21 protein-coding genes are annotated in these 22,456 nt (G+C 70.6%); 9 read left to right on the top strand and 12 right to left on the bottom strand.

Features of this window, described 5'->3' with window-relative positions; all coding sequences use genetic code 11:
• Nucleotides 1–166 precede the first annotated feature (166 nt).
• Together ABD481_RS09995 and ABD481_RS09990 are read right to left on the bottom strand one after the other, a co-directional pair.
• Nucleotides 167–1,363, bottom strand: a complete 1,197-nt coding sequence (locus ABD481_RS09995) for a lipid-transfer protein (RefSeq protein ID WP_344665282.1) — start codon at nt 1,361–1,363, stop codon at nt 167–169.
• Between the two features lie 62 nt (nt 1,364–1,425).
• The gene (locus ABD481_RS09990; protein WP_344665281.1) at nt 1,426–3,756 is read right to left on the bottom strand and encodes an acyl-CoA dehydrogenase family protein; all 2,331 of its coding nucleotides are present in this window, start codon (nt 3,754–3,756) and stop codon (nt 1,426–1,428) included.
• Between the two features lie 50 nt (nt 3,757–3,806).
• On the opposite strand from ABD481_RS09990, the gene ABD481_RS09985 reads away from it, so the two are divergent.
• The gene (locus ABD481_RS09985) at nt 3,807–4,493 is read left to right on the top strand and encodes a class I SAM-dependent methyltransferase (protein ID WP_344665280.1); all 687 of its coding nucleotides are present in this window, start codon (nt 3,807–3,809) and stop codon (nt 4,491–4,493) included.
• A gap of 35 nt (nt 4,494–4,528) precedes the next feature.
• Here ABD481_RS09985 and ABD481_RS09980 read toward each other — a convergent pair whose 3' ends face one another.
• The gene (locus ABD481_RS09980; protein WP_344665279.1) at nt 4,529–5,821 is read right to left on the bottom strand and encodes an RNA polymerase sigma factor; all 1,293 of its coding nucleotides are present in this window, start codon (nt 5,819–5,821) and stop codon (nt 4,529–4,531) included.
• Nucleotides 5,822–6,108: 287 nt separating this feature from the next.
• Complete coding sequence (locus ABD481_RS09975; protein WP_344665278.1) at nt 6,109–6,528, bottom strand: YciI family protein; 420 nt, start codon at nt 6,526–6,528, stop codon at nt 6,109–6,111.
• A 265-nt stretch (nt 6,529–6,793) separates the two neighbouring features.
• On the opposite strand from ABD481_RS09975, the gene ABD481_RS09970 reads away from it, so the two are divergent.
• Entirely contained in the window at nt 6,794–7,297 is a 504-nt protein-coding gene (locus ABD481_RS09970) for a hypothetical protein (RefSeq protein ID WP_344665277.1), read from the top strand.
• Between the two features lie 236 nt (nt 7,298–7,533).
• Here the strand turns inward: ABD481_RS09970 and ABD481_RS09965 are convergent, their stop codons facing one another.
• On the bottom strand, nt 7,534–8,013 hold the full coding sequence (locus ABD481_RS09965) for a cupin domain-containing protein (protein WP_344665276.1): 480 nt from the start codon (nt 8,011–8,013) through the stop codon (nt 7,534–7,536).
• A gap of 103 nt (nt 8,014–8,116) precedes the next feature.
• Between ABD481_RS09965 and ABD481_RS09960 the strand changes: the two genes are divergently transcribed.
• Nucleotides 8,117–9,640, top strand: a complete 1,524-nt coding sequence (locus ABD481_RS09960) for a protein kinase domain-containing protein (RefSeq protein ID WP_344665275.1) — start codon at nt 8,117–8,119, stop codon at nt 9,638–9,640.
• 194 nt (nt 9,641–9,834) lie between these two features.
• Here the strand turns inward: ABD481_RS09960 and ABD481_RS09955 are convergent, their stop codons facing one another.
• Genes ABD481_RS09955 through ABD481_RS09945 form a run of 3 tightly spaced genes read right to left on the bottom strand, consistent with a single transcriptional unit; the run spans nt 9,835 to nt 13,023 of the window.
• The gene (locus tag ABD481_RS09955) at nt 9,835–10,950 is read right to left on the bottom strand and encodes a prenyltransferase (RefSeq protein WP_344665274.1); all 1,116 of its coding nucleotides are present in this window, start codon (nt 10,948–10,950) and stop codon (nt 9,835–9,837) included.
• The gene (locus ABD481_RS09950; RefSeq protein WP_344665273.1) at nt 10,947–11,660 is read right to left on the bottom strand and encodes a class I SAM-dependent methyltransferase; all 714 of its coding nucleotides are present in this window, start codon (nt 11,658–11,660) and stop codon (nt 10,947–10,949) included. Before ABD481_RS09950 ends, ABD481_RS09955 begins: the two co-directional genes overlap by 4 nt.
• Before the next feature lies 1 nt (nt 11,661).
• Nucleotides 11,662–13,023 (bottom strand): glycosyltransferase family 4 protein, encoded by a 1,362-nt coding sequence (locus ABD481_RS09945; protein ID WP_344665272.1) that lies wholly within the window; start codon nt 13,021–13,023, stop codon nt 11,662–11,664.
• Nucleotides 13,024–13,245: 222 nt separating this feature from the next.
• Here ABD481_RS09945 and ABD481_RS09940 point away from each other — a divergent pair, with 222 nt between their 5' ends.
• From ABD481_RS09940 to ABD481_RS09930, 3 genes are all read left to right on the top strand, one after another.
• Complete coding sequence (locus ABD481_RS09940) at nt 13,246–13,869, top strand: TetR family transcriptional regulator (RefSeq protein ID WP_344665271.1); 624 nt, start codon at nt 13,246–13,248, stop codon at nt 13,867–13,869.
• 298 nt (nt 13,870–14,167) lie between these two features.
• Nucleotides 14,168–15,472 carry a DUF6745 domain-containing protein gene (locus ABD481_RS09935; RefSeq protein WP_344665270.1) on the top strand — a complete coding sequence of 435 codons (1,305 nt, stop codon included), beginning with the start codon at nt 14,168–14,170 and terminating at the stop codon, nt 15,470–15,472.
• Between the two features lie 111 nt (nt 15,473–15,583).
• Nucleotides 15,584–16,069 carry a hypothetical protein gene (locus ABD481_RS09930; RefSeq protein ID WP_344665269.1) on the top strand — a complete coding sequence of 162 codons (486 nt, stop codon included), beginning with the start codon at nt 15,584–15,586 and terminating at the stop codon, nt 16,067–16,069.
• Between the two features lie 38 nt (nt 16,070–16,107).
• On the opposite strand, the gene ABD481_RS09925 is transcribed toward ABD481_RS09930, so the two are convergent.
• From ABD481_RS09925 to ABD481_RS09910, 4 genes are all read right to left on the bottom strand, one after another.
• Nucleotides 16,108–17,091 (bottom strand): small ribosomal subunit Rsm22 family protein, encoded by a 984-nt coding sequence (locus ABD481_RS09925; RefSeq protein WP_344665268.1) that lies wholly within the window; start codon nt 17,089–17,091, stop codon nt 16,108–16,110.
• Nucleotides 17,092–17,212: 121 nt separating this feature from the next.
• Entirely contained in the window at nt 17,213–18,157 is a 945-nt protein-coding gene (locus ABD481_RS09920; protein ID WP_344665267.1) for a bifunctional helix-turn-helix transcriptional regulator/GNAT family N-acetyltransferase, read from the bottom strand.
• A gap of 88 nt (nt 18,158–18,245) precedes the next feature.
• On the bottom strand, nt 18,246–18,482 hold the full coding sequence (locus ABD481_RS09915) for a ferredoxin (protein WP_344665266.1): 237 nt from the start codon (nt 18,480–18,482) through the stop codon (nt 18,246–18,248).
• A gap of 3 nt (nt 18,483–18,485) precedes the next feature.
• The gene (locus tag ABD481_RS09910) at nt 18,486–19,952 is read right to left on the bottom strand and encodes an aldehyde dehydrogenase (protein WP_344665265.1); all 1,467 of its coding nucleotides are present in this window, start codon (nt 19,950–19,952) and stop codon (nt 18,486–18,488) included.
• 202 nt (nt 19,953–20,154) lie between these two features.
• Between ABD481_RS09910 and ABD481_RS09905 the strand changes: the two genes are divergently transcribed.
• The 3 genes from ABD481_RS09905 to ABD481_RS09895 all read left to right on the top strand — a co-directional run bounded on the left by ABD481_RS09905 (nt 20,155) and on the right by ABD481_RS09895 (nt 22,426).
• The gene (locus ABD481_RS09905; RefSeq protein ID WP_344665264.1) at nt 20,155–21,165 is read left to right on the top strand and encodes an MBL fold metallo-hydrolase; all 1,011 of its coding nucleotides are present in this window, start codon (nt 20,155–20,157) and stop codon (nt 21,163–21,165) included.
• A 181-nt stretch (nt 21,166–21,346) separates the two neighbouring features.
• Nucleotides 21,347–21,874 (top strand): NUDIX domain-containing protein, encoded by a 528-nt coding sequence (locus tag ABD481_RS09900; RefSeq protein WP_344665263.1) that lies wholly within the window; start codon nt 21,347–21,349, stop codon nt 21,872–21,874.
• Between the two features lie 348 nt (nt 21,875–22,222).
• Entirely contained in the window at nt 22,223–22,426 is a 204-nt protein-coding gene (locus ABD481_RS09895) for a cold-shock protein (protein ID WP_344665262.1), read from the top strand.
• Nucleotides 22,427–22,456 lie beyond the last annotated feature (30 nt).

Below are 22,456 nucleotides of genomic sequence, written 5' to 3'. Positions count from 1 at the left end.
ACAACGCCGCACTCCGCCAGGTCGCCAACCGCCTCGTCGGGATCCTGCACGGCTGCCTGAAAACCGGCACCCTCTACGACGAAGCCACCGCCTGGACAAACCAGCACGAACCCATCACCACTTGACACCCCTAACTCCAGGGATGTCTTTGACTTTCGGGGTTGCCTCACCCCCTCCGAAAAACCGTCACCACCGCCGCCCCACCCAACCCCACGTTATGCGCCATCCCCACCCGAGCCCCCTCAACCTGCCGACCCCCCGCCGTCCCCCGCAGCTGCCACGAAATCTCCGCGCACTGTGCCAACCCCGTCGCCCCCAGCGGATGTCCCTTCGAAATCAACCCACCCGAAGGATTCACCACCCACCGACCCCCATACGTAGTACCCCCATCAGCCACCAACTTCCCGCCCTCCCCTTCTCCGCACAACCCCAACGCCTCATACGTAATCAACTCATTGATCGAAAAGCAATCATGCAGCTCAATCACATCCACATCCTCCGGCCCCAACCCCGACACCTCATACACCCGCCGCGCAGCATCGCGAGTCATCGGCCGCCCGACCACATCAATACACGAACGCGTCTCGAACGCCTCCGCCGTATCAGTAGCCATAGCCTGCGCGACGACCTCCACCGCCTGCTCCCCCAACCCCCACTCCTCAACGAACCGCTCGCTGACCACCACCGCCGCGGCCGCCCCATCCGACGTCGGTGAACACTGAAGCTTCGTCAACGGCCGATGGATCTCCTTAGCCTCCAGGATCTCTTGTACCGAGTACTCATCCTGGAACTGCGCGTTCGGGTTGTGCACCGAGTGCCGATGGTTCTTCGCCGCCACCATCGCCAACTGCTCCGCAGTCGTCCCATACCGCTCCATATGCTCCCGCGCCGCGTCGCCGAAGATCTGCGCGGTCGGGGGCGTCGGCTCGAACCCGTGCAGCTCAGCCATCAGCGTGTAGTGCCGAGCCAGGGGCGAAGCGTTGAAGTCATCGTTGTTCATCCCACCCCCGAGCGCCCCCCTCTTCATCTGCTCGAACCCCAACGCCAACACACAATCGTTGAGCCCTCCAGCCACCCACTGCACGGCCATCATCAACGCGGTCGACCCCGTCGCACAGTTGTTGTTGACGTTGTAGACCGGCACCCCCGTCAACCCCAGCTCATACGCCGCCCGCTGCCCACACGTCGAAGGCCCGAAGACGTACCCGGCAGCAACCTGCTCGACCTGCTCGTACCGCACACCGGCATCACCCAGAGCAGCCGTCCCCGCCTCACGAGCCATGTCGAAGTAGCGCCACTCCCTCGTCTCGGGCTTCTCGAACTTCGTCATCCCGACGCCGACCACATAGACCTTGCTGCTCACAGCTGCATCCCTCCTTCAGGCGATCCAAAAACGAACTGAGACTCCAGCCTCAGCCCCATGCCTCAGTCCCGCGGCAGCCCAAGAATCCGCTCCCCGATCACGTTGAGCTGCACCTCCGTCGTCCCACCAGCAATCGTCAAACACCTGCTCGACAGAAACGCCTGCGTCCACCCAGCCGCAGCCCCGGCCTCCTCAGTCGCCCCACCAGCCCCGAGCAACTCCAACCCAAGCTCCGCGACATCCTGCGCAAGCTGCATCGAAATCAGCTTCCGAATACTGGCCTCAGGCCCCTGCTCCATCCCCGACAGCTGCCGCAACGTCGTACGCATCCCCAGCAACGCCGCCGACTGCCCCTGACAAACCAACTCCCCGAGCCGCTGCCCCGTTGTGGCATCAACCCCCGCCCCCGCCCCCGACCGCGCCGCCGCAACCGCACCCAACAACCCCTCCAACGACCCACCCAACACCGGCCCCGAAGCCAACGACACCCGCTCGTTCCCCAACGTGTTCCGCGCCAACGGCCACCCCCCATTCACCTCCCCAACCACCAGCTCATCCGGCACGAACACCCCATCCAAAAACACCTCGTTGAACATCGACGCACCCGTGATCTCCCGCAACGGCCGCACGTCCACGCCCTCGGACTTCATGTCGACGAGGAAGTACGTGATCCCCTCGTGCTTCGGCTTCTCAACGTCCGTCCGCGCGATACAGATCGCCCACTGCGCGAAGTTCGCCACCGACGTCCACACCTTCTGCCCATCGAGCCGCCAACCGCTCCCGCCCCCGCCCTCACCGTCACCCTCAACCCGCGTCGCCCGCGTAGTCAGCGCCGCCAAATCCGACCCCGCCCCCGGCTCACTGAACAACTGGCACCAAACAATCTCGCCCCGCAACGTCGGCAGCACGAACCGCTCGCACTGCTCCTCAGTCCCGTACTTCACCAGCGTCGGAACCGCCCAGTTCCCAATCACGATGTCCGGCAGCCTCACCTTCGCAGCAGCCATCTCCTGCGCGATGACGATCTGCTCCGCCGGACCGGCCGCCCGGCCATATGGCTCAGGCAAATACGGCGCCGCATACCCAATCCCCGCCAACTCCCGACGCTGCTCAGCCGGCGTCAGCCCACTGACTCCCGCGAACGCCGCCCGCGCCGCCTCCCGATACTCCTCGGCCCGCTCCGGCAGATCCACCCTGAGCTCCCTACGCCGACCACCAGCCGCAAGCTCAGCAACCCGCCCGCGCCACCGACTCGTCGGCCCGAACACCTGGCGCAACGTCAAAGCCCTGCGAAGGTAGACATGCGCATCGTGCTCCCACGTGAACCCGATCCCACCCAGCACCTGCACGCAGTCCTTCGCGCACTCCACCGCAGCGTCCAACGCGAGCGCCGCCGCAACCGCGACGGGCAACTCAGCATCCTCATCACTGACACGCGTCCCCCCACCCACGAACACCGCATCCCACACCGCACTCCGCGCCTGCTCCATCCGAGCAACCATCCGCGCACACCGGTGCTTCACACCCTGGAACTGGCCGATCGGCCTCCCGAACTGCACCCGAACCTTCGCGTACTCAGCAGCCGTCCGCGTGCACCAGTCGGCAATCCCAACCGCCTCCGCAGCCGCCAACAGAGCAGCAGTCCGATCCAGCGCGCCCCCCGCACCAACAACCACCCGCTCCCTCCTCACAACCACACCATCCACGGACACCCTCGCCACACGACGCGTCCGGTCCAAGGACACCAGGGGACTGATTTCAGCCTCGGCCGCAGCAACGACGACCTGAATCTCAGACCCATCCGACCGACGAGCCGTCAGCACCAACCAATCAGCAAGCCCCGCACCGATAACCGGTTCTACCGACCCGCTGACCCGATATCCGCCGTCGACCGGCTCAGCGACCACCGACGCCGCGCTCATCGCGACAGCCGCTGTAGCGCTCCCATCGCCAAGCGCGGTGATCACATCTCCGAGACTCTGCCCAACCACCCCGGCCGCCTCAGACCCCGTCTCAGGCCCCGCCTCAGTCCCCGCCCCTGCATCAACCCCCGCCCCCGCCCCCGCCTCCACCTCCGCCAGAAAGACACCCGCAACAACAGTCGGCAAAAACGGCCCCGGCATCCCAGCCCGCCCAACCTCCTCCAACGCCACAGCCAGCGTCATCAACCCCGCACCGGCACCGCCGAACTCCTCCGGCAGATGGTTGGCCAACAACCCCTGCTTGGCCATCTCCCCCCAGAACCCGGGCCGCTCCTCCACCTCCGCATCCAGCGCAGCGCGCATCACCGCCGGCGGCGCAGCGCGCGCCAGCCACCCCCTCACCGACTCCGCAAGGTCGCGGTGCTCACTGGTGATCCCTATGGAGCCGATACCGGCGGTCACTGAAGCCACGAGCCGGATAGTAGAACACGTTTCAGTTATCCGGAAGATAGAGTGACGCCATGGACCACTCGCTGCGCGCCGCCGCCGAAGCCGCCCCGGGCTTCATGCCCGCCGACGAAGGCCTCGCCCTCTACGAGGCGGCCGAGCGCGCCGCGAAGATCGGCGACCTGCTGGAGATCGGCACGTACTGCGGCAAGTCGACCATCTACCTCGCTGCGGCTGCGGCTGCTGCTGCTGCCGCCGCATCCACCACAGCCACAGCCACAGCGACAGCCACAGCGACAGCCACAGACCCCGCCGACCGCGTAGTCATCACCATCGACCACCACCGCGGCTCCGAAGAACAACAACCCGGCTGGGAGTACCACGACCCGACCCTGGTGGACCCGCACGTCGGACTGATGGACACGCTGCCGACCATGCGCCGCACCCTCCACGCCGCCGGCGTCGAGGACCGCGTCATCGCGATCGTGGGCCGCTCCCCCGTCGTCGCACAGCGCTGGAACACTCCAGTCGGCCTGGTCTTCATCGACGGCGGCCACACCGACGAGCACGCCCAGGGCGACTACGAGGGCTGGGCCCACCACGTCGCCCCCGGCGGCCTGCTGGTGATCCACGACGTGTTCCCGAACCCCGCGGACGGCGGGCAGGCGCCGTACCGGGTCTACCTGCGGGCGCTGGAGTCGGGGGACTTCGTCGAGGAGTCCGTGACCGGATCGCTCAGGGTGCTGCGGCGCGTCGAATAGCTACTAACCACCAGCCGCTATCCACGCGGACGGAGTCACTCACCCTCCCCCAGCCTCTCCTCCAGCCCCTCCTCCAACCTCGCCAGCTTCCCCCGCAGCACCTCCCGCTCCCTCTCGTTCCCGCAAAGCTTGATCGCGCGCTCCAACTCGGCACGCGCATCCTCGTCGCGCCCCAAACGGATCAACAGCTCACCCCGAACACTGGGCAGCAAGTGCGATCCGGCCAGCTGACCCGCGTCGCCCAAAGCGTCCACAAGCTCCAAACCAGCCCGCGGCCCCTCAGCCATGGACACCGCCACAGCCCGGTTCAGCTCCACGACCGGTGACGGGGCCAGTCGGGCGAGCGCCTCGTACAACAGTACGATCCGCGGCCAGTCCGTCGCCGCCACCGACTCCGCGACAGCGTGCTGCTCCGCGATCAGCGCTTGCAGCCCGTACGCCCCGACGCCGCGGCCGGTCCGCTGAGCCCGAACTGCCGCGGCCCGGCCGCGGCGGATCGCGGTGCGGTCCCAGCGGCTCCGGTCCTGGTGCTCCAGCAGCACCGGTTCGCCATCGGGGCCGGTCCGGGCCGGGAACCGGGCGCCGGTCAGCTCCAGCAGGGCCAGCAGGCCGTGGGTCTCCGGCTCCTCGGGCATCAGCCGGGCCAGGATGCGGGCCAGGCGCTGGGCCTCGCCGGCCAGGTCGAAGCGGATCAGGTCGGGGCCGGAGCTGGCCGAGGAGCCCTCGGTGAATATCACGTACACGACCGTGAGGACGGTGCCGAGCCGGGCTCCGCGCTGCTCCGGCGGCGGCACCTCGAACGGCACGCCGGCCGCGGCCAGGGTCTTCTTGGCGCGGGTGATGCGGGCCTGGGCGGTGGCGGTCGGAACCAGGAGCGCGCGGGCGATCTCGTCGCTGGTCAGGCCGCCGACGACGCGCAGGGTCAGGGCGACGCGGGCCTCGCGGGAGAGCACCGGGTGGCAGGCGACGAACATCAGGGCCAGCAGGTCGTCGTCGATCTGGTCGGGGTCCCAGAGCACGTCCTGGTCGTCCGGGGGCGGGAGCGGCGGGCCGCCGCCGGTCACGGCGCCGCCCTCGCCGAGGCCGTGGGCCAGGACCGCGTACTTGCGGTCCTGGACCTCGTGGCGGCGGAAGTGGTCGATCGCGCGGCGCCGGCCCACGGTGAGCAGCCAGCCGGCCGGATGCCGGGGGACGCCGTCGCGCGGCCAGGTGACCAGCGCCTCGGCGAGCGCCTCCTGGGCCAGGTCCTCGGCCAGGGCGAAGTCGCCGGTGTAGCGGGCCAGCGCGCCGACGATGCGGGCGGACTCGATGCGCCAGACGGCGGCCACGGCCGCGCGCCCCGTGCCGCCCGGCCCATGCCCTCCCGGTCCGGCGCTCTCCGGCCGGGCATCATCCGGCCCGGCGCTCTCCGGTCCGGCACCATCCGGCCCAGCGCTCTCCGGCCCAGCGCTCTCCGCCCGAGCGGCACCGGACTCCGGCCCAGCACCGCTCGACTCCGACTCCGACTCCGACCCCAGCCCCGGCTCCGAGCCCGAGTCCGACGCCGGACCCCATTCCGGCCCCGGACCCGGATCCGAGCCCGACCCCGACCCCGACCCCGCCCGGCTCTCCCCGCTCAGAGCTGCCCGGTCTCCTCGCGCCACGCCCGCTCCTTCTTGATCCACTCATTGTCCTGCGGGAACTCGTCGATCGACGTCACCCGCCGGATCTCGGTCTTGAACCCGGCGCCGGTCAGCGGCTGGCGCTTGGCCCACTCCACCGCCTCCTCCTTCGAGGCGACGTTGACCAGCACGAACCCGCCGAACAGCTCCTTGGTCTCACCATAGGGACCGTCGGTGACCAGCGGCGGCTCCGCGCCGAAGTCGACGACCGCGCCCTCGCTGGCGTCGGCGAGGCCCTCGGTGGCCAGCAGCACGCCGGCTCGGATCATCTCCTCGTTGTAGCGGCCCATCTTCGCGAGCATCTCGTTGAAGTCGGCGCCCATCATCGAGGCGAAGGCCTCGTCGGTGGCGCGGAAGATCAACAGGTACTTCATAGCAGTCTCCTTCGGTGGGACCGGGCCCCGTTCGGGCCCGCTCATCCCTAGGTCGAACGGGAGGTGCCGCGGATCGACACGCCCGCCGATCTTTTCATCGCGGAGCCCTTTCGGCAGCCCGACGCCCGCCGCGCGGAAAACGCGCGCCGCAGGTCACGGGGTGTTTCCCGTTTCCTGATCCGGTCTGGAAACACACAACAGGTGCAGGGTGCCCGGTCCCCCGCCGATACCGGAGAGGACTGTTCACCCCCTGAAGGGAGATTCCATGAGGATCACCAAGGCGAGCGTCTCGGTCGCCGCCGCGGCGCTGGCCGTGCTGGCCGTCGCCGGCCCCGCGTCGGCCGGTGGCGCCAGGACCGGCGCCAAGATCACGCCGGGCACGACGTTCACCGTCTCCTCGGCGGACAAGGTCTCGCCGGGAAGCACGTTCACCGTCGCGACGGCCAAGAGCGCCAGGAGCGACGGCTACGCCCAGGTGTGCATCAGCAACAACGGGCGGGCCGACTTCCGCTTCCAGAGCGACGGCAACCTCGTCGACTACGACGAGAACGGCCACCCGCGCTGGGCCTCGCACACCGAGGGCCGGGGCTACTCGTTCGTGTTCCAGAACGACGGCAACGCCGTGGTCTACGACGTCTACGGGCACCCGCTGTGGGCCTCGAACACCAACGGCCACCCGAACGACTGGCTGATCTGCCAGGACGACGGCAACGTGGTCATCTACGACCCGGGTCCGACGCCGATCTGGGCGACGATGACCAACCACTGACGGTTCGGGCACAGACAGCCTCCCGCGGTCGACGGGGCCGCGGGAGGCTGTTCCGCGCAGCCGAACGCTCGAACGCCCGCACACTCGCACCCGCTCGCGCCCCCGCACTCGCCTCCGCCCCCGCACTCGCTCCGGCTCCCAATCCCGCTCCCGCACCTCGGCGCCTTCGAACCTCCGCGCCTTCAAACCGTCGAACCCGTCGAACCCGTCGAACCCTCGCACCGTCGAGCCGAACCTCAGTCCTCAACGTTGTACTGGTCGTGCTCCAAGAAGAACGCCGTGCCGAGCTTCGCCGGCAGCCCCTCGACGATCCCCCGGAAGTAGTTCTCGCGCGGAGCGCCAGGGGCGAACATCAGCAGCATCGAGGCCTCCTCCCCCGACTCGTTCCGGAACGCGTGCAGCCCGCCCGGCGGCACGAACAGGTAGTCCCCCGGCATCGCCTCCACCCACTTCTCGCCGTTGAACAGCCGCACCGCACCCTTGAGGATGAAGAAGGCCTCGCTCATGGTCTTGTGGAAATGCGTCCCCGGCCCGCTCGCCGTGGCCGCGAAGTCCCAGCGGTAGAGCCCGTACAGGCCCCCGGAGTCCTGGTCGGTGGACAGCAGGCTGCACGTGCCTCCGGAGGAGAAAGTGATCTCCGGCGGAGCGTCCGCGGGCCGGAAGGTAGCGCTGACCTGACCGGTATCGGCGAAATAGCGGGGATCCGGGTATGACATGAACGCTTCCCTTCGTCGAAGCTCGGGGATCCACTTGATGTGATCATTACCGCGCTTCCGTAGTCTGTCCGATGTCGGATTCGCAGTCGACCCGGGGGGGATCATGCCTGAGCACTCCGCGCCCGGCCGCCTGGTCGGCGGCCGCTACCGTCTCGTCGCCCGTTTGGGCTCGGGCGGTATGGGCAAAGTGTGGCGCGCCCACGACCTCACGCTCGCCATCGACGTGGCGATCAAGGAGGTCTCACTGCCGTTCACGCTGTCCGAGGCGCAGCACGCCGAACGCCTCAGCCGCGCCGAGCGCGAGGCCCGCAACACCGTCCGGCTGCGGGACCAGCCGGGGATCGTGACCGTGCACGACGTCGTCGTCGAGGACGGCGTGCCGTGGATGGTGATGCAGCTGGTGAACGGCAGTTCGCTGTCCGAGCACGTCCGCGAGCACGGCCCGCTGTCGGTGGAGAACACCGCCAAGGTGGCCGACACCCTGCTGCACGCGCTGGCCGCCGCGCACGCCGCCGGCATCGTGCACCGCGACGTGAAACCGGCCAACGTCCTGCTGGCCGACGACGGCCGGGTGCTGCTCACCGACTTCGGCATCGCCCAGCACGTCGCCGACACGTCCCTGACGGTCACCGGCGCCATCATCGGCTCGGCCGAGTACATGGCGCCGGAGCGCACGCGCGGCACGGACTCCGGTCCGGCCGGGGACCTGTTCTCCCTGGGGGTGACGCTCTACCAGGCCGTCGAGGGCATCTCGCCGTTCCGCCGCGACACCCCGACGGCCACCATGAGCGCCGTGCTGTTCGACCAGCCGCCGGTCCCGACCCGGGCCGGCCGGCTGGCCCCGCTGCTGGCCGGCCTGCTGGCCAAGGAGCCGGTGCAGCGGCCCTCGGTCGCCTCCGCGCTGGTGCTGCTGGCCAGCGGCGAGCGCCCGGCCCCGCAGCACACGCGGGAGCTGACGGAGTCCGCGCACCCGGCATCGCAGATCACGACGCCGCGGCCGCACGCGTTCCCGATGGCCCCGAGCCCGCTGACACCGCCGACGCCGCCGCGTCGCAACGGCCTGAAGATCGGGCTGGCGGCCGCCGCGGTGGCCGCGATCGGGGTGGGGGTGGCGGTGGGCGTGGCCTCCATGGGCGGCTCCGGCAAGCCGCAGACCAGCCCGCCGGTGTCCTCCACCTCGACCGGGCCGACCGGCCCGACGGGGCCGAGCACCCCGAGCCGCCCGACCTCGCCGAGCAGCCCGGACAGCAGCACCCCGACCAGCCCGGACTCGCTGGACACCTCGACGTCGCCGGAGTCGCTCGACACGTCGACCACGCCGGTCGCCAGCGGCGGCAAGGCGGGATGCGCCGAGGCGTCGCGCGACCTGGACGCCTTCAACGCCTCGAACCCGGCGGCGAACGGCGGCAAGGACTTCCAGATCGCCGCGGACCGCAAACTGGCCTCCAACCTCGCGGCCGACGCGAAGATCGCGACCGACCCGGCGGTGAAGACCGCGATCCAGAGCGAGTCCGACAGCTGGAAGAAGTTCGCGGACTACTACGCGGCCGGGGACACCAAGGGCATGTCGAACACCATCCCGGAGACCAGCAAGGCCATCGCCGCGGTGAACACCGCCTGCGGCTGAGCCGCCTCCAGCCGCTGCGCACCGACCCGCAGCGGCTGGGGCTGGAGCACGAGCTGGGGCACGAGCACGCCAAGCAACTATCCACACCGCGCAGCAGCGCCCGCCTCAAGCCGCAAGACACACGTCGCCCACACACGACATTGGCAGCCCTTCAAAACCCAGCGCCACGCACACACCACGCAGCAGCACCCACCTCAAGCCGCGAGGCACTCCTCGCCCGCACACGACACCGGCAGCCCCTCAGGCAGCCCCTCGCCGCCGAACACCGCGACAGTGGCCTTCTCCTCGGCGAGCACCGCGAGTGCGAGCAGCACCGAAGCCGCGGTCCACGCGGTCTTCTCCTCGGGCCAGATCGCCGGCTGGTGCCCCTGGAGGTTGGCTTCGTAGACGCGTCCGGTCCAGTACATGCCGTCGGACTCGTCGCGCAGGTGCTGGATGTCGCGCAGCAGTGTCCGTGCCCGTGCGACGTCGCCGAGCGCCCACAGCGACAGCACCAGCTCGCAGGTCTCGCCGCCGGTCACCCAGGGGTTGGTGGACAGGCAGCGTGCTCCGAGGCCCGGCACCACGAAGCGCTCCCAGCCCTCGGCGATGCGCTTCTCCGCCGCCGCGCCGCGGAGCGCCGTGCCGAGGATCGGGTAGTACCAGTCCATTGAGAACGTGTTCTTGTCCGCGAACAGTTCGCGGTGCTCGGTCAGCGCGTGGCCGAGGCGTCCGCAGGCGGCTTCCCAGTCCGGGCGGGGACGGCCGATCCGCTCGGCGATCGCCAGCGCGCAGCGCAGTGCCTGGTACATCGAGGAGCAGCCGGTCAGCAGCGCCTCGGCGGCGGCCCGGTCGTGCTCGTCGCGGGACCACAGGATCTCGCCGCCGGGGGCCTGCAGGGCGATCACGAACTCCGTCGCGCGGCGTACCGGCTCCCACATCTCGGCCAGGAAGTCCTGGTCGCCGGTGGCCAGCCAGTGGTGCCAGACGCCGACGGCGATGTAGGCGGTGAAGTTGCTCTCGCGCAGCCGGTTCGTCGGTTCGCTCACGCCTTCGGGCGTGTCGGCGTAGGCCGCGTACCAGGATCCGTCCGGGTTCTGCGACGCCGCCAGCCAGCGGTAGGCGGCCAGCGCCCGCTCCGGCATCCCGGCCACGTCCAGCGCCATCGCCGCCTCGGTGTGGTCCCAGGGGTCCAGGTGCCCGCCGTGGAACCAGGGGATCGCCCCGTCCGGACGCTGCACCGCCGCTATCCCGCGGGCGGTCCCGCGGATCTGGTCGGCGTCGAGGATCCCCTCGGAGGCCAGTAGCGCGGCCGGGCCGCCGAACGTCATGCCGCGGGCTTCGTGGCGTAGACGACCAGGCTCTTGCCCAGGACCGGGTTCAACAGGGCCTCGCTTGCGCGGGTGAGCGCCGGGGCCTTGATGATGTCCCACTCCAGCAGCTTCTTGTACGCCTTCACCGGCGCGTTCTCGTTGTCGACGCCGACCGCGCACTTGAGCCACCAGTACGGCGCGTGCAGCGCGTGCGCGTGGTGCAGCTCGTGCGGCACCGCGCCGGCCGCGCGCAGCTTCTCGATCATCTCGCGGCGCTTGTAGATCCGGATGTGGCCGCCCTCGACCTCGTGGTAGGCGTCGGACAGGGCCCAGCACACCTTCTCCGGGAACCAGCGCGGCACGGTGACCGCCAGGCGCCCGCCGGGCTTGAGCACGCGCACCAGCTCGGACATCGCCAGCCGGTCGTCGGGCAGGTGCTCCAGCACCTCGGCGGCGACGATCGCGTCGAAGGTGGCGTCGGCGAACGGCAGGCCGTAGGCGGTGCCCCGGACCGCGATGCCGTTGGCGCCGGCCGGCACCTCGCCGGCCAGCTGCATCGCCGCGAACCACTTGGTCACCTCGGCGACCTCGTCCTGGCTGTAGTCCAGCGCGACGACGTCGGCGCCCTGCCGCAGCAGCGCGAATGCGTGGCGGCCGAAGCCGCAGCCCATGTCCAGCACCTTCTCGCCCTTGGCGATCGGGAACTTGGCGAAGTCGACCGTAAGCACGTCAGACCCCTACCCTTCGTGGTTGACGTGATGAGCCCGGCCAGCCCGGGCCGCCCGGCCGGCGGTCGGCGGCCTGCCGGTCCCAGTCGATCGGGTCGCGGGCGGCGTCGATGAGCGCGCGGTAGCGGTCGGCGGTGGCGACCGCGGCGGCCCGCCAGGTGAACTGCTCCAGCACCCGCTGCCGGGCCGCGGCCCCGAGCCGGGCCCGCAGGTCGGCGTCGCCGAGCACCCGCACCAGCGCCACGGCCAGCGCCGAGGGGTCCCCGGGCGGCACCGCGAGCGTGGTCTCGCCGTCCCGGCCGGCCACCTCCGGGATCGCGCCGCCGGTGGTGGAGACCAGGGCGGCGCCGCAGGCCATGGCCTCGACCGCGGGCAGCGAGAAGCCCTCGTAGAGCGAGGGCACGCAGGCCGCCTCGGCCGAGCGGATCAGGTCCACCAGCTCGGCGTCGGAGATGCCGTGGACGAAGCGCACCGCGCCGCCCAGCCCCAGCCGCTCAACCGCTTTGGCGACCAGACCGTCCGGCTTGGCCTTGCCGACCACGACCAGGTGCGCCTCGGCGACCTCCACCCGGACCTTGGCCAGGGCCTCCACCAGCGGCAGCAGGCCCTTGAGCGGTACATCGGCACTGGCGGTGGTGACGATCCGCCCCGGGACCTTCGGCACCGTCGGGTCCGGGGCGAAGGTGTCGGTGTCGGCGCCGATCGGGATCGTGGAGATCCGGCGCCGGGGCACCCCGAGGTACTGGCCGATCTCGGCCGCCGAGGACGACGAGACGGTGATGATCTCCGGCAGCCGCCGGGCCACCCGGGTCTGCATCTTGGTGAACGCGTACCAGCGGCGCAGCGAGGCCTGCCGGCCCCGGGTCGTGGCGGCCGCGAGCTCCAGGTCCCGGTCCACCTGGATCGGGTGGTGCACGGTGGCCAGCGTCGGGAAGCCCAGGCGCGGCAGGCCGAGCAGGCCGTAGCCCAGGCACTGGTTGTCGTGCACGACGTCGAACTCGCCGCGGCGGGTGCTCAGGTGCTTCAGCGCGCGCAGCGAGAAGGTCAGCGGCTCCGGGAACCCGGCCGTCCACATGGTCCCGACCTCCAGCAGGTCGACCCAGTCCCGGTACTCGTCCCGCTTCGGCGTCCGGAAGGGATCGGGCTGCCGGTACAGGTCCAGGCTGGAGACCTCGGTCAGGCCGACCCCGGCGTCCAGCACCGGATACGGCTGGCCGGCCAGCACCTCGACGGTGTGCCCGAGCCGGGCCAGCTCCCGCGAGAGGTGCCGGACGTAGACGCCCTGGCCCCCGCAGAACGGGTTCCCCTTGTACGCGAGCAGGGCTATGCGCAGGTTTTCACCACGCGACACCTCGTCGGCCATGGCTCCTCGTCACCTCGCTCCGCAAGTCCGTGTCCCGCCTTCACGGCTTCGACGGCAGTCACGAGCGGGTCAACGGAGCATAATCCGTGGCGCTAATCTAGAACAAGTTCCTACTTCGGCCCCGCCGCAGGTGGCAGAGTTGGGGCGTGACACAGTTCACACAGTTCAGACACGTTGTCCAGACACGTTGCAAGGGTCGCACGCAGAGGTTGAGGAAAGCCCATGACGGTTGACGCGTCGGCCACCGCCGGCTCCCCCACTCCGCCCGCGCTCACCGAGCGCCAGGAAGCGCGCCGCCAACGCATCCTCCGCGCCACCCAGCAGCTGGCCGCCCGCGGCGGCTTCGACGCGGTGCAGATGCGCGAGGTGGCCGAGCTGTCCGAAGTGGCCCTGGGCACGCTCTACCGTTACTTCCCGTCGAAGATCCACCTGCTGGTGGCGACCATGCAGGACCAGCTGGAGCAGCTGCACGACCAGCTGCGCCGCAAGCCGCCGGTCAGCCCCGACCCGGGCGAGCGGGTGGCCGAGACCCTGATGCGCACCTTCAAGGCGCTGCAACGGGAACCGCACCTCGCCGAGGCGATGATGCGCGCGCTCACCTTCGCCGACCGCTCGGTGTCGGCGGAGGTGGACTCGGTCAACCGGCTCATCACCGACGTCATCGCCGACGCGGTCCACACCGGGCGTCCGCTGACCCGCTCGGAGCTGGCGGCGGTGCGGGTGGTGACGCACACATGGCACTCGACGCTGATCACCTGGCTCTCCGGCCGAGCCTCGATCTCCCAGGTGAAGGCCGACATCGACACGGCGTGCACGCTGATCTCCCAGGCCGCGACCACGGAATAAGCACCGCACCACACCGCACCACACCACACCACACCACACCGCACGACACCGCGGCCTCGATATCGAGCACCGGGCACCGGGCACCGGGCACCGGGCACCGAGCACCGGACATCAGGCACCAGGCACCGGGCACCCGACATCGGGCACCGGGCATCGGACTTCTGCCGGGCACCGGCCATCGCAGAGGTCTTACAGCAGCGCGCTTCTTCGTGGCCTGACATGCGCCGGGCGGCGGCGAAAACCATTCGCCGAGCGTCACAACCCCCTGTCACCATCGAGCTCAAAGGGGGTGACGACCATGGGATCCAGGATTTCCCGGCTGGACGACCGGACCGCGGCGCTGGCCGCCATCCGCTCCGAATGGCTCGATCTCGAGTCCGCCACCGGGCCCGCGGACCGCGCGGAGGCCGAGTTCGGCATCGCCCTCGCCTACGAGAGCGCCGGCCTCACACCCCCGCACACCGTCGTCTGGGTCCCGGACCCGGCGCTGGGCGCGGTGGTGGCGGCGGTCCTGGCCAACCGGGGCACCCGCACCTCCGGCCGGGTCTGGTCGGAGGCCCGCCAACGCGGCCGCCGGGCGGCGTCCCAGGTCTACACCAGCCGGGCCTTCGACCAGGCCGAGGCCGCGACCCGGTTCCCGGCCGGCGCCGCGGCCCGGATCGAGACCGCCACCCGGTCCGCGGCCCTGGGCCTGGCCTTCGCCAGCCGGAGCGGCAACAAGTCGCCCGCCCCCCGCGACCCCTTCATGCTCCAGTCGGAATGGCGGAACATGCAGGCCCAGATCGAGGCGTCGATGTCCATGTGGGGCCAGCACGCGTTCTGGAGCCACGGCCGTCTCGACTATCGCAAGCGCGGCGTCCGGCTGGCGATGGAAGCCTTCGGCGCGCCGGAGAAGGACCTGGCCCAGTGGCTGCGCTACCGGACGCCGCAGTACCTCCAGGTCAAGGAGTGCCTCGACTGGGCGGTCGGCCAGCGGGCGCATCTGGAGGAGCTGGCACTGCTCGACGCGCTGTCCCGGCTGCACGCCGACCGCGCCGCCTTCCGCCCGGTCGACGGCGTGGCCGCCGTGGCCCGCTCGGCGGGCTGGTGGTGGCCGTTCGAGGACGTGGCCGTCGCCTCGGAACGGCCGACGGTCCGCACGCTGGACCGCGAAGGCCGCCTGCACGCCGAGGACGGCCCGGCGCTGGCCTACCCGGGCGGCCTCGCGGCCCACTTCTGGCACGGCCGCGTGGTCCCGCGCTGGGCGGTCCTGGAACCGACCGTCGCGCGCATCGCGGCCGAGGCCAACGTGGAGGTGCGCCGCTGCGCGATCGAGGCGATGGGCTGGGCCCGCTTCGCCGAGGAGGCGGAGCTGACACTGCTCGACGAGTGCGCGGACCCCGGCAACCCGGGGCAGTGGCTGGGCCTGCACGCCGTGCCGGGCAAGGTCTGGGGCACGCCCGCGCACGTGCTGGTCTGCACGAACGGCTCGCCGGACCTGGACGGCGGACGGCACACCTTCGGGCTGCTGGTGCCGGTCACGGTCGGCAGCGCGCTGGGCGCCGCCGCGTGGGGGTACGGGCTCACGGCCGAGGAGTACGCGGGGCTGCAACGGCGGGCCTGACGCCTGCCCGAGCAGCACAGAGCCCCGAACAGCTACAGAGTCTCAAACAGCACAGAGCCCGAGCATCACAAAGTTCTGATATCCGACATCCGCTGAACCACCGGAGGAGAAATGCCCACTCTGGCTGAGGCGATCGAGCTCCACGGCATCGACGTGGACGAGCACCTCGACCGCCAAATGACCATCCCGATCCTGTCCGGACTCCAGGCCCAGGGCGACGTCATGGTCGTCCCGCGCCCGGCCCGGACCCCGGCCGTCCGCGGCGTTCCGAGCGACGGCGTCGCCGTCGTCCGGGGCGAGTTCGGCGGCCACACCCACACCCTGCTCGCCGAGGGCGACGTCACGTTCGACGCGGAGCCCGAGGAGGGCCTCGACATCGGCGTCCTGACGGTCGCCGAGGGCGCGACCGCGTACCTGGCGCACCCGGAGCACGCGTACTCGGGCATCGGGCCCGGGACCTACGTCCTGCGCCGGCAGCGCGAGCTGGACACCACCCGGCTCGACGCGGAGGAACTGGTCGCGCGGGCCGCCGCCGCGCGGCGGGCACAGGTCGCGGCCGAGGTCGAGATCAACCGCGTGCGGTACGTGCGGGACTGATTCAGCCCGGGTGCGGGGCAGAGACCGGCTCTAAGCAGTCAGCTGTCCCGCACCGGTTTCCACAGATCGCCCCACTCGGTGTCCCGGGCCACCCGGTACGTCTCGCCTTGGCGCTTCGACACCAGTGTCTGCGCCGTGGTCCCGTCGGCTTCGCACAACTGCATCATCACCAGGCCCTTGCGGATCTGCGGATGGCGCAGCACTCGGGCCGGCGATCCGTCGGGCACCGGAACGCGGGTCGCCACCACGTAGGAGAACTTCTCGTCCTCGTGACCGAGGTCGCCGCCCTTGAGCCGCCGATGCAGCGGCGAGCGGTGGATACGCGCCGCGAAGTGGCACCAATCGCGCTCGCCGAGCGGGCACTGCGCCGAGTGCGGGCACGGGGCGACGACGCGCAGGCCCATCGCGATCAACGCGTCGCGCGCGGCCAGGATCCGCTGATAGCCGTCGGGGGTGCCGGGCTCGACCACCGCGATGGTGGTCGCGCCTGCGGCGGATGCGCGCACCAGCGAGTCTTGATCCTCCGGCGACAGCTCCGACAGGACGTAGGAGACGGTCACCAGGTCCGCCTCCGGGATCGTCGCAGGGAACCGCACCTGCCGCCACTCCGCATGGCGCAGCGCGCCCGAGAACGCCTTGCGCGCCAACTGCCTGCCGAGCTCCAGCGCTTCACCGACCTGGTCCAGGACCGTTATCTCCTTCACCGACCCGGCGAACACCGCGCCGGCCGCCCAGGCCGCCGCGCCGCTGCCGCCGCCGACGTCGACGAGACTCTGCGGCGCGAGGTCCGGCATCCGCTCCGCCACCGCGCTGAGCGCCGACCGCACGGCGCCCCACGTCGCGGGCATCCGATAGGCGGCGTAAGCCACCGCGTCGACCCGACCGGCCACGATCGGGCGGTCGGCGCGCCCCGGGCTGCGGTACCGGGCGATCAGGCGCTCGGCGGACGTCTCCAGATCACGGAGCGGGAAGTCGGAGGCGGCGGCGTCGAGCGCGGCGGCCAGATCGGATGGCAGGTCCATAGCGGACCCATCCTGCCATCCGCCGGCCCGACGCCACGCGACGAAACTCCCCGCGACGCGACTCCCCCCACAAGGCTTCCTGGCGGCACGACGCGCAGCCAGCCAGCGCAGCCCACGGGGGTCACACCAGCTCCATCCACCACTCCTGCTCCACAAGATGGTGGCCCCACAACTCGACCGCCTCCTGATGCACGATCTCGAAGCCCAGGTCGCGGTAGATGCGATGCGCGGCGGTCAGGCCGTCGACGGTGAACAGCATCATCCGCGCATACCCCGCCTTGCGCGCGAACTCGACGCACTCCTCGACCAGCCGCCGCCCCACACCCAACCCGCGCGCCGCCGGTTCGACCAACAGGATCCTGAGTTGCGCGGTGTCGACGCCGTCGTCGGTCGGCCGCCGGACGCAGGCGACGCAGCCGAGGCGGCGCCCACCCGCCTCGGCGATCCAGAACGCCTCGCGCTCCGCGTCGTGTCCGGCCGCGTAGTCCGCGACGATGCGCGCGACATCCGCCTCGAACGTCTCGTCGAAGTCCCGCTCCACCGCGTACAGCACACCGTGCCGCTCGACCGCCCAGCCGTAGTCCCCGGCGCGCGGTGGCCGCAGCTTGACGTCGCCGCCGACCGCGATGTCCAGGTTCAGCAAGGTCCCGACCTGCGCCACCGACTCGACGAGTCGGCCGCGCTCGCCTTCGCCCAGACGCGAGAGCAGCGCCGCCACTTGTTCGCTGGACCGCTCCTCAAGCCCTGAGAACACAGAGCGTCCGCGATCGGTCAAGGCCACGGTGCCGCGCCGCGCGTCCTCGACCGCGCGCCCTTTGACGACCATCCCCTCCTCGTCGAAGCGCGCCAGGATCCGGCTCAGGTAACCGGCGTCGAGACCGAGGTCCTCGCGGATGCGGGCGACGCTGGCGCCGTCGGGGTCCGCGTAGGCGATCTCGAACAGGACGCGAACTTCGGTGAGGGTGTAAGGACTCTTCACCAGCCCCTCGTCGAGGAGGCCGATGACCTTTGTGTAGGCGCGATTGAAGGACCGCAGGGCTGCCACCGCGTGCGTGAGATCCAGCATGGGTCCACGGTAGAGGGAGATACTTGACTCAGTCAATGACTGAGTCAAGTATCGGAGGCCGGGTCCGGTGGCGCCTGTACGTCGGGCCCTAGTCCTCGGGCGGGAAGACCACCGTCCCGCTTCCTTCCTCAACGATCGAGATGGCCTCCACCGGGCAGTTCTCCGCCGCGTCCAAGACAGCGTCCGAAGACGCCATCACCTCGTGTCGTGCGCAGGACTGACGCGCCGCGTCCAGCTCGAACCCGTCCGGGGCCCGCAGCACGCACCCGCCCGACCCGATGCACAGGTCCTTGTCGACCGTCACCTGCCACTTCGTCTCCGGCACGACTCAAAACCCTTCAGGCGTATAGCCATTCGGCAAATGCATGCTCTTTGTCTCCAGGTATGCCCTCAGCCCTTCGGGGCCGAACTCGCGGCCGATCCCCGACTGCTTGAAGCCGCCGAACGGGCTTCCGAACTCCATGGCGAAGTTGTTGACGCCGTAGTTCCCGGCCCGCACCTGCCTGGCGACCGTCAGCGCGTGCTCGGTGTCCGCGCCCCATACCGAGCCCGACAGGCCGTAGTCCGAGTCGTTGGCGATCCGTACCGCGTCCGCCTCGTCCTCGTACGGGATCACCGCGACCACCGGGCCGAAGATCTCCTCCTGGGCGATCACCATCCGGTTGTCGACGTCGGCGAACAGCGTCGGTTCGACGTACCAGCCCTTCGTGAGGTCCCTGGGCCTGCCGCCGCCGACGACCGCTCGCGCGCCCTCGCCGATCCCCTTGGCGATGTAGGACTCCACCCGGTCGCGCTGCCGCTCCGCCACCAGCGGGCCCACCTGCGTCTCCGGGTCGAGCGGGTCGCCGATTCGCAATCCCCTGACTCCCTCGGCCAGCGCCTCGACCGTCTCGGCGTACCGCTCCCGCTGCACCAGCACCCGGGTCTGCGCGATGCACGCCTGCCCGTTGTTCATATACGCATTCGGCAGCAGCCCCGGCACCACGACGTCCAGATCCGCGTCCGGCAGGATGATCGCCGCCGACTTTCCGCCGAGCTCCAAGGTCACGCGCGTCAGGTTCGGCGCGGCCGCGGCCAGCACCGCCTTCCCCGCGCCGGTGGAGCCGGTGAAGCCGATCTTGTCCAGTCCCGGATGGGCTGCCAGATAGGCACTGTTCTCCCGGCCCGCCGGGACGATGCTCAGCACTCCCTCGGGTAGCCCCGCCGCCTGAGCCATATCAGCCAGCAGATACGAGTCCAGCGCCGTCTCCGGCGAAGGCTTCACGATCACCGCGCAGCCCGCCGCCAACGCCGGCGCGATCTTGCTGACGGTGATGAACTGCGGCACGTTCCACGCCACGATCGCCGCCGCCACGCCGATCGGCTCGCTGCGCACCAGCGTCGGCCCCAGCAGACCCGGACGCAGTTCCTCCCACGGATACTGCTCGGCCAGCCCCAGGAAGGTGTCCCAGATCATGATCGGGGCCCACACCTGCGCGAGGATCGACCACGAATACGGCGACCCGGTCTCGGCGCTGATCAGCCGCGCCAGTTCGTCGGCGCGGGCCTCGTACTGGTTCCGCAGCGCGCGGAGGATCTCCACCCGCTCCGCGACGCTCATCCGCGGCCACGGCCCCTCGTCGAAAGCGCGTCGAGCGGCGCCCACGGCGCGGTCCATATCGGCCGGCGCGGCCTCCGGCGTCCGCCCGAAGACCTCCTCGGTGACCGGGGAGATCACCTCCAGCTTGGCATCGGTGGCGGGGTCCACATAGGAGCCGCCGATGAACAGTTTCCCGTGCTCGGTCACGGTTCCCATGGGATTGCCCTCCCTCGTCCGCCAACTAGAACAGATATCAGTTTCGAGGTGGAACCTCAATGGCGCTCTGAGCTGCGAGCGCAGGCCACGGCCCACGCCAGCCGTCGCCCAGAAGTCACTCACGCCACACCGGACCGGCCTTTCGCCTCGCTCATCGGCTATGAGAACGTGTTCCTACATCACATGAACTAAGGAGCGCACCATGACCGACGCCGTGCTCGCCGCCGCCGCGGTCGCCGAGGCCCCCGGCGTCTGGTCCGTCCGCGTCCCCTTTCCGGACAACCCCCTGGGCTACACGCTCGTCTACGCCCTGGAGACCGCCGCCGCGGGCCCGGTGCTCGTCGACGCCGGCTGGGACGACCCCGTCTCCCTGGCGGCCCTGGAGCGCGGCCTGGCGGCGATCGGCTCCTCGGTCCCCGAGGTGCACGGCGTCCTGGTCACCCACCACCACCCCGACCACCACGGCCTGGCCGGGCGCATCAGGGAACTGAGCGGCTGCTGGGTGGCGCTGCACGCCGAGGACGCCAAGGTCGTCGAGATGGTCCGGACCGCGGAGCGCGGGCCGTGGACCAAGCGCTACCAGGCGCTGCTGGAGCTGTGCGGAGCCCCGGCCGACGCGATCGCCGGCGCCGGCGCCGCGATCCCGGCCGGCGCCAAGCCGGCGGTGCCGGACGTGCTGATCGAGGACGGCGCGCTGATGGACGTCCCGGGCCGCGCGGTGCGCGCCGTCTGGACCCCCGGCCACTCCCCCGGCCACACCTGCTTCCACCTGGAGGACACCGGCGAACTGCTGACCGGCGACCACGTCCTGCCCGGCATCACGCCGGTGGTGACCGTCTACGACGACCACGTGGTCGGCACCTCGGACCCGCTCGGGGACTTCCTGGCCTCGCTGGACAAGGTCTCCCGCCTGAGCACCACGCGCGCGCTCCCGGCCCACCGCGCGCCGTTCGACGGCGTGGCCGCGCGCGCCGGCGAGATCGCCGAGCACCACGACCGCCGGCTGGCCCAGATCGAGCGGCAGCTGGCCGGCGGCCCCAAGACGCTGTGGAGCATCGCCGAGGGCATGGAGTGGAACAAGGGCTGGGAGCGCCTGGACACCTTCGCGCGCCATCTGGCGCTCGGCGAGGCGGGCTCCCACTTGCGGCATCTGGCGGTGACGGGCCGGGTGCGGCTGTCCTCCACGGAGCCTATCGAGTTCTCCGTGGCGTGACCCGGCCGTCGCAGAATCCCGGCCGTCGCAGAAACCCGGCCGTCGCAGGATCCTGGCACGGTGTCGCGGGCGTCGCGGGCGGCGCGGAGCTCCGGACGCGCCAGTGCCGCGAGCGGCGCGGAGCCGGGAGTTGAGGGTCCGGGGGAACCTACCGGACCTCTTCGGCGTACGCTGATGAACCATGCCGGTCCACAACTCCCATTGCTCCTACTGCGGCACCGCCTACCCCGACGGCGCGCCGTGGCCCCGCAAGTGCGCGAACTGCGGCGAGACGACATGGCTCAACCCGACCCCGGTGGCGCTGGTGATGATGCCGGTGATCGGCGAGGACGGCCGGACCGGGCTGCTGACGGTGCGGCGCGGCATCGAGCCCCAGCTGGGCGAGGTGGGCCTGCCCGGCGGGTTCATCGAGGAGGGCGAGACCTGGCAGCAGGCCGCCGTCCGCGAGCTGCGGGAGGAGACCGGCCTGCGCGCCGACGAGTCCGAGGTGGAGCTCGCCGACGTGCTCAGCGCGCCGCGCTTCGTGATCCTCGTCTTCGGCCGGATCAAGCCGCGCCCGATCGCGGACCTGGCCGGGCTCACGCCGGAGAAGGTCTTCGCGCTGTCGAACGGCGAGACCCAGGAGCTGGTGGTGATCGACCACGCGCAGCCGCTGGCCTTCCCGCTCCACACCGAGATGGCCAACCGGTTCTTCGCCGAGACGCGCTGAGCCTCCCGCGCACGGCCGGGGCGGCGGCTTCGACTGAACGGAGCAGCCCGCCCCGGAGCCGGTTTTCCGGGGCTGCCGGGTTATCCCTGAGGGGTCCCACACACGGTCAAGCCACCGCAAACCATAACGATCTGTCCGCCACGAGGGTGACGACACGGCCACAGCCTTCAACTTTCACTCGGCGTGACGGCCCATGTGATGCTACCGTGACGCACGGTCGCACTGGGCAGTCGGTTCATGAAGCACATCGGGACTCACTCCAAGCTCGACCGGTATCCCCGCACAGGCGCGGGTACCCAACCACCGGTCCCGCGCGCAGCGGGAGTGATTTCCGAGGTAGAACGCAGCATGGCAACTGGCACGGTCAAGTGGTTCAACGGCGAGAAGGGCTACGGCTTCATCGCTCAGGACGGCGGCGGCCCGGACGTCTTCGTCCACTTCTCCGCCATCGAGGGCTCCGGCTACCGGAACCTTGAGGAGAACCAGACGGTCGAGTTCGAGATCACCCAGGGTCCGAAGGGCCCGCAGGCGGAGAAGGTTCGCGCCATCTGATCTCTCTCCGAACAGCAAAGAAGCCCCCGC

The sequence above is a fragment of the Catenulispora yoronensis genome (genome assembly GCF_039531695.1).
GTDB classification, from domain to species: Bacteria; Actinomycetota; Actinomycetes; order Streptomycetales; family Catenulisporaceae; genus Catenulispora; species Catenulispora yoronensis.
Note: the sequence above shows the minus strand (reverse complement) of the source record. Positions and strands in the feature narration are given on the sequence as shown.

What these genes read in the sequence shown, in the direction of transcription:
- ABD481_RS09955 (WP_344665274.1), bottom strand. Translation starts at nt 10,950, where the DNA reads ATGACGTTCGGCGGCCCGGCCGCGCTACTGGCCTCCGAGGGGATCCTC.
- ABD481_RS09935 (WP_344665270.1), top strand. Translation starts at nt 14,168, where the DNA reads ATGGGATCCAGGATTTCCCGGCTGGACGACCGGACCGCGGCGCTGGCC.
- ABD481_RS09910 (WP_344665265.1), bottom strand. Translation starts at nt 19,952, where the DNA reads ATGGGAACCGTGACCGAGCACGGGAAACTGTTCATCGGCGGCTCCTAT.
- ABD481_RS09920 (WP_344665267.1), bottom strand. Translation starts at nt 18,157, where the DNA reads ATGCTGGATCTCACGCACGCGGTGGCAGCCCTGCGGTCCTTCAATCGC.
- ABD481_RS09925 (WP_344665268.1), bottom strand. Translation starts at nt 17,091, where the DNA reads ATGGACCTGCCATCCGATCTGGCCGCCGCGCTCGACGCCGCCGCCTCC.
- ABD481_RS09970 (WP_344665277.1), top strand. Translation starts at nt 6,794, where the DNA reads ATGAGGATCACCAAGGCGAGCGTCTCGGTCGCCGCCGCGGCGCTGGCC.
- ABD481_RS09900 (WP_344665263.1), top strand. Translation starts at nt 21,347, where the DNA reads ATGCCGGTCCACAACTCCCATTGCTCCTACTGCGGCACCGCCTACCCC.
- ABD481_RS09975 (WP_344665278.1), bottom strand. Translation starts at nt 6,528, where the DNA reads ATGAAGTACCTGTTGATCTTCCGCGCCACCGACGAGGCCTTCGCCTCG.
- ABD481_RS09930 (WP_344665269.1), top strand. Translation starts at nt 15,584, where the DNA reads ATGCCCACTCTGGCTGAGGCGATCGAGCTCCACGGCATCGACGTGGAC.
- ABD481_RS09965 (WP_344665276.1), bottom strand. Translation starts at nt 8,013, where the DNA reads ATGTCATACCCGGATCCCCGCTATTTCGCCGATACCGGTCAGGTCAGC.
- ABD481_RS09985 (WP_344665280.1), top strand. Translation starts at nt 3,807, where the DNA reads ATGGACCACTCGCTGCGCGCCGCCGCCGAAGCCGCCCCGGGCTTCATG.
- ABD481_RS09945 (WP_344665272.1), bottom strand. Translation starts at nt 13,023, where the DNA reads ATGGCCGACGAGGTGTCGCGTGGTGAAAACCTGCGCATAGCCCTGCTC.
- ABD481_RS09940 (WP_344665271.1), top strand. Translation starts at nt 13,246, where the DNA reads ATGACGGTTGACGCGTCGGCCACCGCCGGCTCCCCCACTCCGCCCGCG.
- ABD481_RS09895 (WP_344665262.1), top strand. Translation starts at nt 22,223, where the DNA reads ATGGCAACTGGCACGGTCAAGTGGTTCAACGGCGAGAAGGGCTACGGC.
- ABD481_RS09960 (WP_344665275.1), top strand. Translation starts at nt 8,117, where the DNA reads ATGCCTGAGCACTCCGCGCCCGGCCGCCTGGTCGGCGGCCGCTACCGT.
- ABD481_RS09905 (WP_344665264.1), top strand. Translation starts at nt 20,155, where the DNA reads ATGACCGACGCCGTGCTCGCCGCCGCCGCGGTCGCCGAGGCCCCCGGC.